Origin of the sequence: Pseudarthrobacter sp. P1 (assembly GCF_050156935.1) — a bacterium.
In the GTDB taxonomy this organism is placed as follows: domain Bacteria; phylum Actinomycetota; class Actinomycetes; order Actinomycetales; family Micrococcaceae; genus Specibacter.
In genome coordinates, this window is record NZ_CP189584.1 from 1,692,060 (window position 1) to 1,708,570 (window position 16,511).

Below are 16,511 nucleotides of genomic sequence, written 5' to 3' on the forward strand. Positions count from 1 at the left end.
CCCTTAAGCCTAGCGGCATCCGGGCCTAGCGGTAGCGGAAGCTGCGCGTCCGCCAGCAGTTGGTGTGCCAGTGGCGGCGTTCGCGCAGCCCCGCGTCGGCGCCAAAGATGTTGTCCTCCGACCAGACCACTAGATGGGCCACGCCGGGCAGCACCTGTCGGTGGCAGCCGGGGCAGGTGTAGGTTTTGGCCGCGTTGGAGGCCGTGATGGTCCGCACGGCCCATTCGCCGTCGGGCGCTGACTCGCGCTCCGGGATGCCAAACCGTGCACGCTCCAGGTCCATGGCCGGCCGCTCCGCGTACTTCCCGGCGGCAGCGGCTGGACGGCGGGGACGGTTGGAGCGGGGCATACCTCCCATTTTGCCATCCCCGTCCGCCCGTCAGGTTCCGCCTCGCCCGACACGGTAAAGTTCACTGGGTGCGTTTAGTGATTGCCAAATGTTCGGTTGACTACGTCGGCCGGCTCAAAGCCCATCTACCCCTGGCCGTGCGCCTCCTGCTGGTCAAGGCCGACGGATCGGTGCTGGTCCATTCCGACGGCGGCTCCTACAAGCCGCTGAATTGGATGAGCCCGCCGGCCACCTTCCGCACCACCTCCCCCGCCGAGACGGAGCTGGAGGAGGGCGTCAGCGAGCAGTGGATCGTGCAGTCCACCAAGACCGACGACCGCCTGATCGTGAACATCTATGAGCAGATCCACGAGAGCAGCCATGACCTGGGCGTGGACCCCGGCCTGATCAAGGACGGCGTGGAGGCCGATCTGCAGCGCCTGCTGGCGGAGCAGATCCACACCCTCGGCGAGGGCTTCTCGCTGATCCGCCGCGAGTACTTCACGGCCATCGGTCCGGTGGACATTCTGGCGCGCGACGCCGAGGGCGCCACGGTGGCCGTCGAGCTCAAGCGCCGGGGCGACATCGACGGCGTCGAACAGCTCACCCGCTACCTGGAACTGCTCAACCGGGACCCCCGGCTGGCCCCCGTGCGCGGCGTCTTTGCGGCCCAGCAAATCAAGCCGCAGGCGCGCGTGCTCGCCACCGACCGCGGCATCGAATGCCTCACCCTTGATTACGACGCCATGCGCGGCGTCGATGACAGTTCCACCCGGCTCTTCTAACTGGAAGAACGGCGCGATTGGCTAGACTTGGCGCATGACGTCGACTCTCCCCAGCACCCCAGCGCCCGCCCAGTCCTCCACCAAGCTGCTGAGGGGCCCGCTGGTCAGCGACGGCGAAACGATCGACGACGGCGTGCTCGTCACCGAAGGTGACAGGATCCTCTACGCGGGCGACGCCGCTGGATTGGCGGCGGCCGGCCTCGACGCCGCGGCCATCGCCGGTGCCCAGGTGCTGGAACTGCCCGAGGGGCACGCGATCCTGCCCGGACTGGTGGACCTCCACAACCACGGCGGCGCCGGCGGCGATTTCCCCGGCGGCAACGAAGCATCGGCCCGCACGGCCATCAACTTCCTGCACCGCAGCGGCACCACCACGCTGCTGGCCAGCATGGTCACCGCCTCCCCGGAGGACCTCATCAAGGGTGTCGAGCTCTACGCCGACCTCACGGACGAGGGCCTGCTGGCCGGCATCCACCTGGAGGGCCCGTTCCTCTCGCACGACCGCTGCGGCGCCCAGAACCCGGCCTTCCTGCTTGAGCCGGACCTGGAGCTGGCCGGCCGGCTGATCGAGGCCGGCCGCGGCCGGATCACCACCATGACCTACGCCCCGGAGCTGCCCGGCGCCGCCGCCCTGGTGGACCTGCTCACCGAGCACGGCGTCACGCCCTCGCTGGGCCACACGGACGCCGACACCGCCACCGCTGCCGCCTCGCTCTCCCAGGCGCGCGAGGGCCTGGGCTCCGCCGGCTTTGACGGCACCAGCGGCCGGCCCACGATCACGCACCTGTTCAACGGCATGCCGCCGATGCACCACCGCGCCCCGGGCCCCGTCGCTGCCTGTCTGCGCGCCGCCAAGGCCGGCCATGCCGCCGTCGAGCTCGTGGCGGACAACACCCATCTTGACCCGCAGACCGTCCAGACGGTGTTTGCCCTGGTGGGCGCCGCCAACATCCTGCTCGTCACCGACTCGATGGCCGCCGCCGGGCTGCGGGACGGCCAGTACATGCTTGGCCCCTCACCGGTGACGGTGGCCAACGGCGTCGCCACGCTGGACGCCACCGGCTCCATCGCCGGCGGCACGGCCACACTGCTGGACGTTATCCGCCACACCGTCGCCGCCGGCATCACCGTGGCCGACGCCGTGGTCTCGGCCACCGCCGTTCCGGCCGCGGTGCTGGGCCTCTCCGACGAGATCGGCAGCCTGCGCCGCGGGCTGCGCGCCGACGCCGTGGTGGTCGACGGCGATCTGGTGGCCACGCATGTCATGCGTGCCGGCAGCTGGCTGGAGCCCTGGGCCTAAACCGCATTAGTTCCCTGTCCCGGCGCTTTTCCACGTCCGGGGACAAACAATGGCCGAATTGGTTAACATTTGTGCGCGTCGCCGGCCCATTCGTTGATCTCCCATTTGTCCCATGCAATGCTTGTCCCAGTCTTTGTGTACGTGGTTTTCATGCTCGCAAGACATGGTGCGAGCGTGAGGCGCCCGGGGGAAATGCTTTATGCCTGGCCCCCGGTTTCTTCCGCGGAGTTGCCAAGGATCCGCATAAGGTGTGCGGATCCGAGAAGTTCCATTATGAGGAGAAACAAATGGCACAGGGAACCGTAAAGTGGTTTAACGCTGAAAAGGGCTTCGGCTTTATCACCCCGGATGACGCCGACGGCGACGTCTTCGTCCACTATTCCGAGATCCAGAGCGGCGGTTTCAAGACCCTGGATGAGAACCAGCGCGTCCAGTTCGAAATCGGCCAGGGTTCCAAGGGCCCGCAGGCCACCGGCGTGACGGTTGTCTAGTTTGTAGCTGCACAAAAAGGTGTGGCCTGCGGACATCTGTCCGCAGGCCACACCTTTTTGTTTTTGGTTTAGCGCCAGGTGCCGATGCCCACGACGGGTCCGGCCTCCAACCAGGAGGACAGGCCAGCATAGGCATCAAACTTCATGGCCATTTTCAATTCCTGCCCTTCGTGGCGCAGGGAGACAATGACGACGTCGGGTGCCACCTTCGGGATTTCCCCCGGAGTTGGCTTGCGGCGCCCCAGCAATTCAATGGAACTGCGGCGGAAGCGGTATCTGGGCCGTGGGGCCAGCGAAATCATGGAAAACCATTCCAGCTCCGTGGCCTGGTAACGGCAAACCCCCAGCCGCCACCGGTTTCCCGATGTGCAGATGGAGGCGTCCACCGTGCCAAGGGTGCGCCGCAATTGAAAGCGGCGCACCCCAAAAAGGCACAGCGTCAAAACTACCAGCAGGAATGCCCCTGCCAGGACGATGAACGCAATACCAGGATCGTTCATCAATGGTTGGTTATCGGTTCCCCGCAGCGGCGCCGTCGAGCAGCTGTGCGTTGTCGGCAACAATCACAACACGATCGCTGTCCACGGAGAAGAAACCACCATCAACGGTGACCGCGATGCGGGCGCCGTCCACGGGCTCGATGGCCAGTTCGCCTTCGGCCAGGATGGCCAGCAGCGGCGCGTGTCCGGGAAGGATTCCGATCTCGCCGTCGCTGGTGCGCGCCTTGACCATCTTCGCCGCGCCGGACCACACTGCGTGGTCCGCTGCAACGATTTCTACCTCAAGGTTCGCCATCTTACTTGGTCGATTCCTGGATCTTGGCCCACTGGCGCTCTACGTCGTCCATGCCACCGACGTTGAAGAACGCCTGCTCGGCAATGTGGTCGACGTCGCCGTCGCAGATGGCCGTGAAGCCCTCTACGGTGTCCTTGATGGACACGGTGGAGCCCTCAACGCCGGTGAACTGCTTGGCGGTGTAGGTGTTCTGCGAGAGGAACTGCTGGATGCGGCGCGCACGGCTAACCACGATCTTGTCCTCTTCGGAGAGCTCATCGACACCCAGGATGGCGATGATGTCCTGGAGTTCCTTGTTCTTCTGCAGGATCTGCTTCACGCGCACAGCGGTGTTGTAGTGGTCCTTGCCGATGTACTGCGGGTCCAGGATGCGCGACGTGGAGGTCAGCGGATCAACGGCCGGGTACAGACCGCGCGAAGCGATTTCACGGGAGAGCTCGGTGGTGGCGTCCAAGTGGGCGAACGTCGTGGCCGGGGCCGGGTCCGTGTAGTCATCGGCGGGCACGTAGATGGCCTGCATCGAGGTGATGGAGTGGCCCTTGGTGGAGGTGATGCGCTCCTGGAGCAGACCCATCTCGTCGGCCAGGTTCGGCTGGTAACCCACGGCGGAGGGCATGCGGCCCAGCAGCGTGGAGACCTCGGAACCGGCCTGCGTGAAGCGGAAGATGTTGTCGATGAAGAGCAGCACGTCCTGGTTCTGCACATCGCGGAAGTACTCCGCCATGGTCAGTGCGGACAGGGCCACGCGCAGACGCGTTCCCGGCGGCTCATCCATCTGGCCGAACACAAGGGCGGTGTCCTTCAGGACGCCGGCCTCCTCCATTTCAACCCAGAGGTCGTTGCCCTCACGGGTACGCTCGCCGACACCGGCAAACACGGAGGTACCACCGAAGTTGCGGGCAACACGGGTGATCATTTCCTGGATCAGCACGGTCTTGCCGACACCGGCACCACCGAACAGACCAATCTTTCCACCCTTGATGTAGGGGGTAAGAAGGTCGATGACCTTGATGCCGGTCTCCAGCATCTCGGTGGAGCCCTCCAGCGTCGCGAAGGCCGGAGCCTTGCGGTGGATCGGCCAGCGCTCGGTGGTGGTGAGCTCGGACTCTGCAATGTCCAGGGGCTGGCCCAGGACGTTGAAGATGTGGCCCTTGACGCCGTCGCCAACGGGAACGGAGATCGGAGCGCCGGAGTCCACCACAGTGGTGCCGCGGACCAGACCGTCGGTGGCCTGCAAGGAGATGGCGCGGATGAGGTTGTCACCCAGGTGCAGGGCGACCTCAAAGGTGATGGTGCGGGTTACACCGGCGAGGGTTACCTCGGTGGTGAGTGCGTTGTAAATTCCGGGAATGGCGTCCGCCGGGAACTCAACGTCAACAACGGGGCCGATTACCCGGGCGATGCGCCCGGTGGCACCGGCTTTGGCGGCTACCTGCTCTGTAGTGGTGGCAGTCATCTCTCTCACTTCAATCAGTAGATGGCGTGGGGTTAAGTCTAGCTGGTTAGATACCTGGGACTTTGTCCGCAGTGGTGGGGCCTAGGACGCGTTGAGCGCGTCGGCACCTGCCACAATCTCGGACAGTTCCTGGGTAATTTCGGCCTGGCGGGCCGTGTTGCGCAGTCGCGTGTACTTCTTGATCAGCTCAGTGGCGTTGTCGCCGGCAGACTTCATGGCACGCTGGCGGGCAGCGAGCTCGCTGGCAGCGGCCTGAAGCAGAGCCGCAAAGATGCGCGATTCGATGTAGCGCGGGAGCAGTGCATCAAGCACCTGCTCGGTTTCCGGCTCGAATTCGTACAGCGGCAGAAGGTCGGCTTCGCTGGTGGCTTGTTCTTCAACAACCTCCAGGGGAAGCAGACGCACGACCTGCGGAACCTGCACAACCATCGACTGGAAGCGGGTGGACACGATGTGGATCTCGTCCACGCCGCCCTTTTCAAAGTCAGTGCCGAAAGCTTCGAGTACGACGGCGCCAATTTCCTGGGCCGTGGAGAACTCGGGTGCATCAGTGCCACCGGTCCATACGCGCTCGTAGCTCCGGTTGCGGAACTCGAAGTACGCCTGTGCCTTGCGGCCGACGAGGAAGTACTTGACTTCCTTGCCTTCCTCAGCCAACAGCTCGGAGAGCTGCTCGGACTGCTTGAGGACACTGGCGGAATAGGAACCCGCGAGACCTCGGTCCGAGGCCACAATGACGACGGCGGCCCGGCGGATCTGCTCCGGCTCGGTGGTCAGCGGGTGGTCGATTTCACTCTGCGATGCCACAGCAGAAACGGCACGGGTAATGGCGTTCGCGTACGGCAGTGAGGCTGCCACGCGCGCACGGGCCTTGCCAATGCGCGAGGTAGCGATCAGTTCCATCGCCTTGAAGATCTTGCGCATCGACGTCGTCGACGAGATCTTCTGACGGTAGACCCGGATCTGGGCTCCCATACTTTTCCTTTCCTATGATCCCGGTGGTTGAGCTTGCCGGAGCCCTGGACGGGCTCCGGCAAGCTCAACCATCGAAACTAGCGCTTCTGCTTGACGATCTTCTCTTGGTCAACGTCGGCACCGGCCAGAGCGTCGTGCTCCTCGTGTCCGGCACCAACCAGGCGGTTGTCACCTTCACCGAAGAAGCCGGCCTTGAAGTCCACGATGGCGGTCTTCAGGGCTTCGACGGTGTCATCGCCGAGCACGTTGGTCTGGGCCAGCGTGGTCAGCACGGAGGAGCCGTGGCGCAGGTGCTCCAGGAACTCGCTCTCGAACCGTCCGATGTCCTCAACGGGGACGTCATCCAGGTAGCCGTTGGTGCCGGCCCAGATGGAGACAACCTGCTCCTCAATCGGGAACGGCGCGTACTGGCCCTGCTTGAGCAGTTCCATCAGGCGCGCACCACGGGTGAGCTGCTGGCGTGATGCGGCATCCAGGTCCGAGGCAAACATGGCAAACGCCTGCATGTCGCGGTACTGGGCCAGGTCCAGCTTCAACGTACCGGAGACCTTCTTCATGGACTTCACCTGTGCGGCGCCACCCACGCGGGAGACGGACACACCGACGTCCACGGCGGGGCGCTGGTTGGCGTTGAAGAGGTCCGACTGCAGGAAGATCTGGCCATCGGTGATGGAGATCACGTTGGTCGGGATGTACGCGGAAACGTCGTTTGCCTTGGTTTCGATGATCGGCAGACCGGTCATCGAGCCGGCACCGAGGGCATCGGAGAGCTTGGCACAACGCTCCAGCAGGCGGGAGTGCAAGTAGAACACGTCGCCGGGGTATGCCTCGCGGCCCGGCGGGCGGCGCAGCAGCAGCGATACGGCACGGTAGGCCTCGGCCTGCTTGGACAGATCATCGAAGACGATCAGAACGTGCTTGCCACCGTACATCCAGTGCTGGCCAATGGCCGAGCCGGCGTAGGGTGCCAGGTACTTGAAGCCGGCGGGGTCGGATGCCGGGGAGGCCACAATGGTGGTGTACTCCAGGGCGCCGTTGTCCTCCAGGGTCTGGCGGACGGCAGCAATCGTGGACGCCTTCTGGCCGATGGCCACGTACACGCAGCGAACCTGCTTGGTGACATCGCCCGAAGCCCAGTTGGCCTTCTGGTTGATGATGGTGTCCACCGCGAGGGCCGTCTTACCGGTCTGGCGGTCACCAATGATCAGCTGGCGCTGGCCGCGGCCGATCGGGATCATTGCGTCAATGGCCTTCAGGCCCGTCTGCATCGGCTCGTGAACGCTCTTGCGCTCGGTCACACCGGGAGCCTGGAGCTCCAGTGCGCGGGTGGTCTCGGCCACGATCTCGCCCAGGTCGTCGATCGGCGCACCCAGAGGGTCAACCACACGGCCCAGGAATGCATCGCCGACGGGTACGGACAGGATGTCACCGGTGCGGTGGACCTCCTGGCCCTCTTCGATGCCGGTGAAGTCGCCCAGGACGATCACACCGATCTCGCGGACGTCAAGGTTCTGGGCCAGGCCCAGGGTGCCGTCTTCGAAACGAAGCAGCTCGTTGGCCATGACAGAGGGAAGACCCTCCACACGGGCAATGCCGTCACCTGCGGAAGTTACGCGGCCAACTTCAACGCGCTCGGCGTTGCCCGGCTCGTAGGACGCCGCGAACTCGTTCAACGCATTACGGACGTCGTCGGCGTTGATGGTCAATTCGGCCATCTGCAGTCCCTGCTCTCCTAATTCGTGATCATCGCATGTGCACGATGACCTAGCTTTTTGACCAGTGCGGCAAGGTATTGCCGCCGGTCAGAAATGTCTGTGTTGCTTCCGGTGCCAGCGAGTGGCTAGCCGGCCAGCTGACGGCGCAGTTCGCCGAGCCGGGAAATGACCGAAGCATCCACTACTTCGTCCCCGACCCGCACGCGGACCCCGCCGATCAATGTCGGGTCAACAATGGTGTTGACCTTCAGTTCGCGCCCGTACAGGTTGTTCAGGCCACGCGCCAGGCGCTCGGCCTGTGCGGGAGCCAGTTCACGGCTGACGCTTACTTGGGCAATCCAGCGCTGCTGGCGTGCCGCGGCAAGCGTGGCGAACTTCTCCACCAGATTGGTGAGCTTGAGCCCACGCGGGTGGGAAACGGCCTGGCCGATCAAAGCCTTGGCTTCCTCGCATGCGGAGGGAACCATCTTCAGCGCCAGAGCCGTCTTTGCCGCCTCGGTGGCCTGCGGTGCCGTGAGGGCACGCTGGACATCGTGGTTGGCCGAAACGGTCCGGTTGAAGGCAAAGAGATCGTTCTCCAAGTGCTCCAGAGAGGTGATCCCGGAAGCAGCGGTGCGTGAATCAAGAGATCCAGTGCGGTTCTCTGCAACGGCAATGACCACAGTTGCGGCCAAGGTCTCGAGCGCATCGCCGAGGTCACGTGCATCTGCCCAACGCGAGGCAGCCAGCTTGCCAACGATGGTGCCCGCAGCTGCGGACACCTTGCCGTTGACCAGCGAACCAACCAGCGCCGACTTCTCCGCGGCGGTGCGCGAGGGGTCAGTCAGGGCGCGGCGCAGGCCGGCCGAACTGTCCACCAGCGTCAGTACGCCGAAAAGTTCCTGAGCCAACGACAGCGATGCGAACGGAAGCTGTGCCTCCAGATCGGACAGTGCTGCGGTCAGCGATTCGCTCGATACACCTGCCATTACTTAGCTGCACCTTCGCTTTGCGCATCCAGTTCGGCAAGGAACCGGTCAACAACGCGGGCGGAGCGCGCGTCGTCGTTCAGGGACTCGCCTACGATGCGCCCTGCCAGCGTGGTGGCCAGCGTGCCGACCTCTGCACGCAGAGAGACGACGGCGGCCTGGCGCTCGGCTGCGATGGCAACCTGGGCCTGCTCGGTGATCCGGGCAGACTCGGTTGCGGCCTTTGCCTTCAGGTCGGCCAGGATCTGGGCGCCTTCGTTGCGGGCCTCTTCGCGGATGCGGTTGGCTTCGGTGCGGGCGTCAACCAGCTGCTGCTTGTACTCTTCGAGTGCAGCGCTGGCCTCGGCCTGGGCCTTCTCAGCCTTGGCAATGCCGCCTTCAATGGCTTCAGTGCGCTCAGCGAAGGTCTTCTCGAACATCGGGACAACAAACTTGACCACGATGACCATCAGGACAGCAAAGCCAACACCGACAACCAGCAACTCCCACCAATTAGGTGCAAGCGGGTTGACTGGGGCATCCCCTGCGGAGGCTAAAATCATGAGGTTCTTCATATTTCACCCTTCCTATCTACTCGTGTTTGAAAGGTTCGCGTCTCTTTACTTGAGAACGAAGGCAAACACGAGGCCCAGGATGGCGAGGGCTTCGGTCAGGGCCAGACCCAGGAACGCGATGGGCTGCAGGACACGCTGGGCCTCCGGCTGGCGAGCCACACCGTTGATGTATGCCGCGAATACGAGACCCACACCAATTGCACCACCGATTGCGGACAGACCGTAACCGATAAGGTTCAGTGAGCCGTTGATTTCACCCGTCATTGTAAATTCCTTTCAAGATGCCCATTAGTGGGCAGGTTGTTTGGTTTATCCCCCGGGGGGGGAATGCTTGGTTATTAGTGGCTGTCCGCGTGGACAGCACCCTCAATGTAGATCGCGGTCAGCAGCACGAAGACGTACGCCTGCAGAACCATGATCAAAGCTTCGAGCATGTACATGGCCACGGAACCGGCCAGCACCAGCACCGATGCACCCTTCATCAGGACGCTTTCCTGGGTGATCAGGAATTCGATGCCGGATCCGGCAATCTGCACAATCAGGTGTCCGGCCAGCATGGTGGCGAACAGACGCAGAGAGTGGGTCATGGGGCGGACCACAAAGTTGGAGATGATCTCGATCGGGACCACCAGGGGCAGGATGTACCACGGCACGCCGGAGGGCACCACTGCCAGCTTGAAGTAGCGCAGGCCGTTGCGCTTGATGCCAACACCGATCCAGGTCACGTAGACCAGGCCGGCCAGCAGGTAGGCGCCGCCCACGTGCGAGAAGCTCGGCAACTGGAGGAACGGGATGGCCCCGTAGATGTTGTTGACCAGGATGAAGAAGAACAGGGCGAACAGCAGCGGGACGAACTTGATGAAGTCCTTGCCGCCGATGACATCCTTGGCCACCGAGTTGCGGACGAAGCTGTAGCCCATCTCGCCGGCGAATTGGAGCTTGCCGGGGACCAGCTTGCCCTTGCGGGCGGCTGCCACGAAGAACCAGCTAATGAGAACCACGGAAAGCAGCACCAGCAGCATCTGCTTGGTGAACTCGAAGCTTCCGATGGTGAAAAGTGCCGGCAAGTGGCTTTCTACGCCAGGCGGGTTGAACGTTCCACCATCTTGGGCGGGGAGCGTAAGCGCGATCAACGCGTTTCCTCTCTGCAGGGTCCGTAATTGGGCATGGCATGGGGAACTGGGCAGCTTACTGCACCGTTGCCCCCAACGATATTGAAAAGTCTTGGCGCCACGGCATAGCCGTCACGATGGTTCACGAGTGCGCATCCGTCGGCCGGGCATCATCATTGGTGCTTTTTCGGTGGAGGCGTCGGGCGAAGGAGAGGTAGAAACCGCCGGCCAGGCCAACGAAGGCACCGGCCAGAACACACCACCGCGTTCCCAGCAAAATATCCAGTCCCCACCCTATCAAACTCCAGACCAGGATGCCGCCAATGACATAGCTGAAGATGGCCATCCCGGCGTTGTATCCACCGGTGCTTTCGGGGTTGGTGGTGCCCGAGGACGCCACCGAAATGCGCTCGGTTTCGGGCGTGGGTTCGGCGGAGTTTTCGCCGGCGCTGCCGGGGGTGTTTTCGGAGCTCACTTGCCCTCCTCCGCATCCGGGGTGGGGTCCGCGTAGATCTGGTGGCGCTGGCGGGAGAAGGTGAAGACCTCGGTGGCCTGCCAGAGCAGGACGGCGACGACGGCGGCGGCAAAGAACCACGTGCCGTCCAGCCAGTCCGGGGCGCCGATGGCGAAGAGCAGGGCCGCGAAGCCCACCACCTTCACCAGGTAGGTGACCAGGAAGACGCCGACGGCGCCGGAGGGGTTCCTGCGGCCGTAATAGTGGCCCACGAGCAGGCTCAGGGCGAAGAAGGCCATCACCACCGCGGCGCCGAAGAGGGCGCTCAGAGCGGCGGGCACGGAGGTGACGATGGCGGCAGCGGCGGCCATCAGGAGCACCGCGGCACCGCTGACGATGGCGCTGTTGCGCAGGATGTCCAGCCAAGGGGACGCGGTTGGACCGGCGGCAGCGAACTGCTCCGGGCCCGCACCTGCGGCGCTCGAGTCCTTCATGGATACCCCATCGTGAGAAGGCTTGTTACCGTCAAGCCAGCGAAACGTAGCGGCGGTTACCCGTCGCGCGGAATACTACGTCCTCAATTCTACACGAGATAGAACTGTGATGTTGACCGAGGTAGGACCTCCCCGTCACACGGCCCGGCGGCGGATCATCCGCTGGAAAATCGTGGGTGTGCGCAGGTACAGCAGGACCACCAGTGCGCAGAGCACGCCGGCGAGGATGTCCATCCCCTCCCCCGCCCGGGTGGACACAATCCCCAGCAGGCCGGTGGCCACCGTGGCCGCGCTGACCACGGCAGTGGCCTGCAGGTGGCTCAGCCCCACGATCGTCAGGCGCTGGTAGGCGTGCTGGCGGTGTGCGGCGTACCAGCGCTGGCCCGAGGCGATGCGCCGGATCAGCGTGATGAAGGTGTCCGCCAGGTAGATCAGCACCGGGGAGAAGATGTATTCCACCGGCACCTTGGCCAGGAACGCCGCCACGGCCGTGACGGCGATCGAGGCGCCCAGCAGGTAGCTGCCCACGTCGCCGAGGAACACATTGCCCCGGCTGAGGTTCCACGGCAGGAAGCCGGCAAACGCCGCGGCAATGCCCGCACCGGCCAGGACCAGCCAGAGGTGCCCGGTGAGCAGCCCCGCCGCGGCGTAGAACAGCCCGACCAGCAGCCCGTGCATGCCCGAGATGCCGTTGATGCCGTCCATGAAGTTGGCCACGTTGATGTAGGCGGCCACGGCAACGGCGCCCGCGGGAACCCACCACACATTCTGTCCCGGCAGCGCGGCCGCCAGTGCCAGGGAACCGGCCAGCCCGATCCCCAGCTGCAGGACGGCGCGGAACTTGATGGCAATCCCGCGGAAATCCTCGATCCAGCCGATCACGGCGGCCGCGGCCATGACCAGCGCCGACACCAGCACGACGGCGGGCCCGGCGGCCTCCTCCTGCGGCCCCAGCAGCAGGGCCAGCCAGGCCACCGCCATGGACAGCAGCAGCGCTGCCGCCACGGTGATGCCCATGCCACGGATGGTGGGCTCGGTGTGCGAGGACCGGGCCGTGGGCACATCCAGCACCCCGCGGCGCACCAGCCAGGGCTTGACCGCAAACGGCAGGAAGAGGCTCGCCAGCAACGCGGTGGCGGCAACCAGGGCCGCCATCACGCGCCCGCCGCGAGTTCGTCGTCGTCGTCCTCGTCAACGAGCTCCGCGATGTCCTGGCCGGACTCGTCGCGGCAGTGCTGCAGCCAGGCCTCCAGGTCCAGCTGGTCCGGGGCAAGCGGCCAGGACGTGGTGTGCGAGATCTTCGGGTGCAGCGCCTTGGCGTCGGCCTCCTCCACGCCCACCAGCAGTTCGTGCAGCTTTTCGCTGGGGCGCAGGCCGGTGAAGACAATCTGGATGTCCTTGCCGGACATCGCGATCATCCGTTCGGCCACGTCCAGGATCTTGACGGGATCACCCATGTCCAGGATCAGCACCTCGCCGCCGCTGCCAATGGAGCCGGCCTGGATGACCAACTGGCAGGCCTCCGGGATGGTCATGAAGAAGCGGGTGATGTCCGGATGGGTGACTGTGACAGGGCCACCCTTGTTGATCTGCTCGGAGAACAGCGGCAGCATGGAGCCGCGGCTGCCGATCACATTGCCAAAGCGCACCGAAACATAGCGTCTGCCGGTCTGCCGCGCCATCCAGGCGGTGAGCTTTTCCGCGGAGTGCTTGGAATGGCCCAGGGCGGTGGTGGGGCTGGCGGCCTTGTCCGTTGAGACATTGACGAACGTCTCCACGCCCACCGACTGCGCCGCGCGGAGCACGTTCAGCGTGCCTAGGACGTTGGTCTTCCAGGCCTCCCGGGGATACTGCTGCAGCAGCGGGGCATGCTTGAGTGCGGCGGCGTGGAAGACCACCTCGGGGCGGCGGTCGGCAAAGATCGCGTTCAGCGACTCGGCGTCGCGGATGTCCGCCAGCACCGTGTCCTTGCCGTTGAGCAGCCCACGGCCGGTGATGGAAATCTGGGTGTGCTGCAGGCCGGACTCGTCCCGGTCCAGCATGATGAGCTCTTCGGGGGCGAACCCATGCAGCTGGCGGCACAGTTCGGAGCCGATGGAACCGCCGGCACCGGTGACCAGCACCCGCTTGCCGGTGATGTAGCCGGCGATGCGCTCCACCTCAATGTTCACCGGGCGCCGCCCGATCAGGTCTTCGACGTTGATGTCGCGGAAATCGGAGAAGCCGGACTCCTCGCCGGTGAGCATGTCCTTCAGCGGCGGCAGCACCAGCACGCGCACATGCAGGCCCGCCACGGCGTCGGAAATCTCCCGGACCTTGGCGGCTTCGACGTGCGGGAAGGCAATCACCAGCACTGTGGCCTTGCTCCGGCGCACCACCTCCGGCAGGTCATCGCCGCGGCCCAGCACGGCGACGGAACTCAGGCGGAGGTGCTTCTTGGCGGGGTCGTCGTCGATCAGGCCGACGGGGAAATACGGTGCCTCGGGGTCCTGCAGCATGCGGTTGACCAGTGAGTTGCCCAGGAAACCGGCACCGTACACCAGAGTCTTCTGGGCGCCCTCGCCCATGCGCGGCTTGCCCTCGACATAGAGCCGCTTGACGTAGCGGATGGCAGCCATGAACAGCGCCGCGAACGGGAACGCGATGGCGCTGACGCTGCGGGCGATGTGGAGCTCGTTGACCAACAGGTACAGGAAGACAAAGGTCACGGCCGCGACGATCAGCGTCACCACCACCAGCACCCGGGCCTCGTGGAAGCTGCCAAAGGTGTAGCGCCCGCGGTACAGGGCCAGGCTCCATCCCGCCACCAGCTGGGTGATGACGGCTATCGCCACCACCAGGGCCAGGCCCCAGAAGTTGATCAGGTGGACGTCAAGTTCATAGCGCAGGAGCACGGCCAGCGAGAACGCCACCGCCCAGGCCAGGGAGTCCAGCACGGCCTGGGACCACAGCCAGAGCTGCGGTTTGGCGTCGCTGGCGCCCGTGGCGGCCGATGGTTCTGTGGTGTTTTTCAACGTTGCTCGAATTCCGTTTTCCGCCCCGGCCCCGCACCGGCGGCCCGCACCGGGCGGGGCTGTCGATGCCCGGCTTAAACAGGCTGTACTAAAGTGGAAGCTACTAAAGATACTAATCGCTTTCGATTGAACCCTTAATTAGCCGTGCCGCGCGCCTGTGCGCATGCTCCCGGCCCGAGAGGACCTCCTGTGCAGGACACCGTGGCCGTGGCGGCTGTGACTTTTGACCGTCCGGATGACGTGCAAACCCTTCTGGCTGCGCTGGCGGAGCAGAGCCATGCTCCGCATGCCATCGCCCTCGTTGACTCCGGAACCACGCCCGTGGGCGGGATCGCCGCGGCGGCCCCCGCGCCGGTGACCTACATCCGCTCCGAGGCCAACCTGGGCGGTGCCGGCGGTTTTTCGCTGGCCATCCTCAGCGCCATTGCCTCCGGCGCACAGTGGGTGTGGATCATGGACGACGACGCCCATCCGGAGGACCCCGAATGCCTGGCGACGCTGCTGGCCGCCGCCCACGAGCGCAAGCTGGACGTGGTGCTGCCGCTGGTCGTGGCTCCCGGGCAGCCGCAAAAACTCTCCTTCCCGTTCCGCATCGACGGCCATCTGACCCATGAGCGCGCCGTGGTGGAGCCGCTGGGCTTTATCCCCAATGTCGGCCAGTTCTTCAATGGTGCGCTGATCCGCGCTGACGTCTTCTTCAAGGTGGGGCTGCCGGATCTGCGCCTGTTCATCCGCGGCGACGAAACGGACTTCATGCTGCGCCTGCGCCAGGCGGGAATCGCCTTCGGCACCGTCACCTCCGTGGCCCTCAGCCACCCCGCGGGATGGGGCGAGGTCAAGGAGGTGCTCGGCGACCGGCTGCACGTGCTGGTGCCAGAGACGCCGTTCAAGCGCTTCTACTACTACCGCAACCGCGGTTTCCTCACGCGCAAGCACCGCCGGCTGCGCTCCCTGGTGGCTGACGCCGTCGGCTATCCGCTCTACTTCCTCAAGGCCCGCGACCCCAAGGGTCTGGCCAGCTGGGCCAGCACCTACGCCGCCGGCGTGCGGGGGGCCAAATTCGGCCCGCCCAAGGACCAGGTCTTCAAGTGAGCGGCGGTTCCCCCGGCGCCCGGAATCCCCGGCTGGCGGACTTCCACATCGTCATCACCACCTACAACCGGGCCGGGTACCTGGCCCGGCTGCTGGAGACGGTGGCGGCGCTGTCCCCGGCCCCGGACGCCGTCGTGCTGGTGGACAACGCCAGCACGGACAGCACCGCCGAGGTCATTGCCGCCGCGGCCGCACACTCCCCCGTGCCGCTGATCCACCACCGGCTCGAATCGAACCTGGGCGGTTCCGGCGGCTTTTCCGCCGGAGTGGGGCGGGCACTGGCCGAGGGCGCGCAGTGGATGTGGCTGATGGACGACGACGTCGAGGCCCTGCCGGATGCCATCGGCGCCTTCCACCCGTGGATGGTCCGGTATGACGCCCTGGTGGGCCGCCGCTACGACAGCGCCGGGGAGCCCTTCTTCTGGCAGAACGATTTCAACTCCTTTCTGGGCGTCCCGCTGCCGGTGCCCGGCAACGTGTTCGCGCGCAGCAACGAGTTCCCCACCAATGTGGGCTGTTTCGAGGGCATGCTGGTCCACGCCGATGCCGTGCGCAGCGTGGGCCTGCCGGACCCCCGGTTCTTCCTCAACTGGGACGACACCATGTACGGCTGGCAGATCTCGCGCCAGCGGCCGGTGGTCTATGTGAACGAATTTGTCCTCCGCAAGGCCCGCGAGCAGCGCCAGATCGATCTGGGGATCCGGCATCTGAACGATTCCTCGGACCTGTCCCGCTTCTACTCCATGCGCAACCGCGGCCTGGTGGCGCAGTACTTGCGCGCCCACGGCGTCTACAACCCGGTGGGCTTTGCCCTTGGCACGGCACTGACGACCGCCAAGGAGGCCCTGCGCCTGCTGGCCGTGGAGCGCACCGTCCGCGGCGCCGGGACGCTGTGGCGCGGCTGGCGCGCCTCGCGCCAGATCATGGCCGACACACATTGGGAGCCCATGCCGGCTCCGTTGCCGAAGGAATAGGACG

At 65.1% G+C, this 16,511-nt stretch carries 19 protein-coding genes; 5 read left to right on the top strand and 14 right to left on the bottom strand.

All coding sequences use genetic code 11. The annotated features are described in order from the left end of the window. Positions 1 to 25: 25 nt before the first annotated feature. Positions 26 to 349 carry an ATP/GTP-binding protein gene (locus ACQCSX_RS08030; RefSeq protein WP_427018480.1) on the bottom strand — a complete coding sequence of 108 codons (324 nt, stop codon included), beginning with the start codon at positions 347 to 349 and terminating at the stop codon, positions 26 to 28. Positions 350 to 417: 68 nt separating this feature from the next. Here ACQCSX_RS08030 and nucS point away from each other — a divergent pair, with 68 nt between their 5' ends. From nucS to ACQCSX_RS08045, 3 genes are all read left to right on the top strand, one after another. Further along, the gene (nucS, locus tag ACQCSX_RS08035; RefSeq protein ID WP_427018481.1) at positions 418 to 1,113 is read left to right on the top strand and encodes an endonuclease NucS; all 696 of its coding nucleotides are present in this window, start codon (positions 418 to 420) and stop codon (positions 1,111 to 1,113) included. 34 nt (positions 1,114 to 1,147) lie between these two features. Further along, positions 1,148 to 2,413, top strand: a complete 1,266-nt coding sequence (locus ACQCSX_RS08040) for an N-acetylglucosamine-6-phosphate deacetylase (RefSeq protein ID WP_427018482.1) — start codon at positions 1,148 to 1,150, stop codon at positions 2,411 to 2,413. A gap of 287 nt (positions 2,414 to 2,700) precedes the next feature. Then, positions 2,701 to 2,904 carry a cold-shock protein gene (locus tag ACQCSX_RS08045; protein ID WP_427018483.1) on the top strand — a complete coding sequence of 68 codons (204 nt, stop codon included), beginning with the start codon at positions 2,701 to 2,703 and terminating at the stop codon, positions 2,902 to 2,904. Positions 2,905 to 2,972: 68 nt separating this feature from the next. On the opposite strand, the gene ACQCSX_RS08050 is transcribed toward ACQCSX_RS08045, so the two are convergent. The 13 genes from ACQCSX_RS08050 to ACQCSX_RS08110 form a co-directional block, all read right to left on the bottom strand. Beyond that, a complete protein-coding gene (locus ACQCSX_RS08050; protein ID WP_427018484.1) occupies positions 2,973 to 3,404 on the bottom strand; it encodes a DUF2550 domain-containing protein in 432 nt (143 codons plus the stop codon). Positions 3,405 to 3,414: 10 nt separating this feature from the next. Continuing rightward, positions 3,415 to 3,699, bottom strand: coding sequence for a F0F1 ATP synthase subunit epsilon (locus ACQCSX_RS08055; RefSeq protein WP_427018485.1), 285 nt, complete (start codon positions 3,697 to 3,699; stop codon positions 3,415 to 3,417). Between the two features lies 1 nt (position 3,700). Beyond that, positions 3,701 to 5,155 (bottom strand): F0F1 ATP synthase subunit beta, encoded by a 1,455-nt coding sequence (gene atpD / locus ACQCSX_RS08060; RefSeq protein ID WP_427018486.1) that lies wholly within the window; start codon positions 5,153 to 5,155, stop codon positions 3,701 to 3,703. 81 nt (positions 5,156 to 5,236) lie between these two features. After that, positions 5,237 to 6,130, bottom strand: coding sequence for a F0F1 ATP synthase subunit gamma (locus ACQCSX_RS08065; protein WP_427018487.1), 894 nt, complete (start codon positions 6,128 to 6,130; stop codon positions 5,237 to 5,239). 77 nt (positions 6,131 to 6,207) lie between these two features. Beyond that, the gene (gene atpA / locus ACQCSX_RS08070) at positions 6,208 to 7,845 is read right to left on the bottom strand and encodes a F0F1 ATP synthase subunit alpha (protein ID WP_427018488.1); all 1,638 of its coding nucleotides are present in this window, start codon (positions 7,843 to 7,845) and stop codon (positions 6,208 to 6,210) included. A gap of 125 nt (positions 7,846 to 7,970) precedes the next feature. Further along, the gene (locus ACQCSX_RS08075; RefSeq protein ID WP_427018489.1) at positions 7,971 to 8,813 is read right to left on the bottom strand and encodes a F0F1 ATP synthase subunit delta; all 843 of its coding nucleotides are present in this window, start codon (positions 8,811 to 8,813) and stop codon (positions 7,971 to 7,973) included. Further along, positions 8,813 to 9,367, bottom strand: a complete 555-nt coding sequence (locus ACQCSX_RS08080) for a F0F1 ATP synthase subunit B (protein ID WP_427018490.1) — start codon at positions 9,365 to 9,367, stop codon at positions 8,813 to 8,815. The genes ACQCSX_RS08075 and ACQCSX_RS08080 overlap by 1 nt, the downstream gene beginning before the upstream one ends. Positions 9,368 to 9,412: 45 nt before the next feature. Then, positions 9,413 to 9,631 carry an ATP synthase F0 subunit C gene (gene atpE / locus ACQCSX_RS08085; protein ID WP_312181662.1) on the bottom strand — a complete coding sequence of 73 codons (219 nt, stop codon included), beginning with the start codon at positions 9,629 to 9,631 and terminating at the stop codon, positions 9,413 to 9,415. A 74-nt stretch (positions 9,632 to 9,705) separates the two neighbouring features. Beyond that, a complete protein-coding gene (gene atpB / locus ACQCSX_RS08090) occupies positions 9,706 to 10,500 on the bottom strand; it encodes a F0F1 ATP synthase subunit A (protein ID WP_427018491.1) in 795 nt (264 codons plus the stop codon). Between the two features lie 121 nt (positions 10,501 to 10,621). After that, complete coding sequence (locus tag ACQCSX_RS08095; RefSeq protein ID WP_427019005.1) at positions 10,622 to 10,885, bottom strand: AtpZ/AtpI family protein; 264 nt, start codon at positions 10,883 to 10,885, stop codon at positions 10,622 to 10,624. A gap of 65 nt (positions 10,886 to 10,950) precedes the next feature. Next, entirely contained in the window at positions 10,951 to 11,427 is a 477-nt protein-coding gene (locus tag ACQCSX_RS08100) for a hypothetical protein (protein ID WP_427018492.1), read from the bottom strand. Between the two features lie 135 nt (positions 11,428 to 11,562). Next, complete coding sequence (locus ACQCSX_RS08105) at positions 11,563 to 12,582, bottom strand: UDP-phosphate glycosyltransferase (RefSeq protein ID WP_427019006.1); 1,020 nt, start codon at positions 12,580 to 12,582, stop codon at positions 11,563 to 11,565. Beyond that, positions 12,582 to 14,441 carry a polysaccharide biosynthesis protein gene (locus tag ACQCSX_RS08110; protein ID WP_427018493.1) on the bottom strand — a complete coding sequence of 620 codons (1,860 nt, stop codon included), beginning with the start codon at positions 14,439 to 14,441 and terminating at the stop codon, positions 12,582 to 12,584. The genes ACQCSX_RS08105 and ACQCSX_RS08110 overlap by 1 nt, the downstream gene beginning before the upstream one ends. A 189-nt stretch (positions 14,442 to 14,630) precedes the next feature. Between ACQCSX_RS08110 and ACQCSX_RS08115 the strand changes: the two genes are divergently transcribed. After that, positions 14,631 to 15,533, top strand: a complete 903-nt coding sequence (locus ACQCSX_RS08115; protein WP_427018494.1) for a glycosyltransferase — start codon at positions 14,631 to 14,633, stop codon at positions 15,531 to 15,533. Further along, the gene (locus ACQCSX_RS08120) at positions 15,530 to 16,507 is read left to right on the top strand and encodes a glycosyltransferase (protein ID WP_427018495.1); all 978 of its coding nucleotides are present in this window, start codon (positions 15,530 to 15,532) and stop codon (positions 16,505 to 16,507) included. Before ACQCSX_RS08115 ends, ACQCSX_RS08120 begins: the two co-directional genes overlap by 4 nt. Positions 16,508 to 16,511: the final 4 nt, after the last annotated feature.